Origin of the sequence: Luteitalea sp., from assembly GCA_009377605.1 — a bacterium.
Classification (GTDB): Bacteria; Acidobacteriota; Vicinamibacteria; order Vicinamibacterales; family Vicinamibacteraceae; genus WHTT01.
This window is the reverse complement of record WHTT01000240.1, coordinates 1-831: the sequence shown is the minus strand read 5'-3', so window position 1 is coordinate 831 and position 831 is coordinate 1. Positions and strand designations below refer to the sequence as shown.

The window sequence follows — 831 nt, the reverse complement described above, 5'->3', positions numbered from 1 at the left end:
CAAGGCGCGTGCCTCGACCCGGACGACGGTGGTTGTGATTCCGGTGGACGGACAGCAGAGCGTCGGCAGTTATGAGACGTGGTGGGACGTGCCGATCGCGGAAGCCTCTTCGGTGGCTGACGTGCAGCGCGCACGTGCGGCCTACGAGGCCCATCGAACACGCGAGCGCCACTTCCTCTGAGGTACACGCGCTGACGCGTGGTTGGGGAGGGAACCACGAAGGTCACGAAGATCTCAACCACGAAGAACACGAAGATCACGAAGGTAAAGTTAGTCCTGGGCTCTTTGCTTCGTGCTCTTCGTGTTCTTCGTGGTGAACATTTTTCGTGTGCTTCGTGGTGAACGCTCTTCGCGTTCTTCGTGGTAAACCCTCTTCGTGGTTGAGCAACTATGGATCAGGCCCGCTCGGCGCGCCGCATGGCGCGTAGCTCATAGCCGCACGATTCACGGATCGACAGAGCGCTCTTCATGACGACGGTACGAGAGCGGCGAGCCTGGCCGTCGCGGCCGCCGGCCTCGACGGTGTCGATCAGTAAGCGCCCGCCCTCGCGACCCACTTCGTACTTGGGAAAGTTGACAGTGGTGAGGCGGGGCCGAAACGAATCGAGCCAGGGATGATCGTCACAGGTGGCAATACCAACGTCGTGCGGGCACTCGAGCTGGTATTGACGCAGCGCCCGCATGAAGCCCACGGTCATGAGGTAATTGCCGATGAAGACGGCGTCAGGCTTGCGGCGCAGCAACTCGATGCCAGCGGCATAGCCTGCTTCTACACGGAAGTCGCCGTGCTCGATCAGAGCAGGATCGAACGTGATGCGGAACTCTTTCAAG

1 protein-coding gene is annotated in these 831 nt (G+C 60.8%); it reads right to left on the bottom strand.

Annotation, left to right across the window (positions count from 1 at the left end; translation table 11 throughout):
- Positions 1 to 395: 395 nt before the first annotated feature.
- The gene (locus GEV06_28730) at positions 396 to 830 is read right to left on the bottom strand and encodes a hypothetical protein (protein MPZ21829.1); all 435 of its coding nucleotides are present in this window, start codon (positions 828 to 830) and stop codon (positions 396 to 398) included.
- Position 831: the final 1 nt, after the last annotated feature.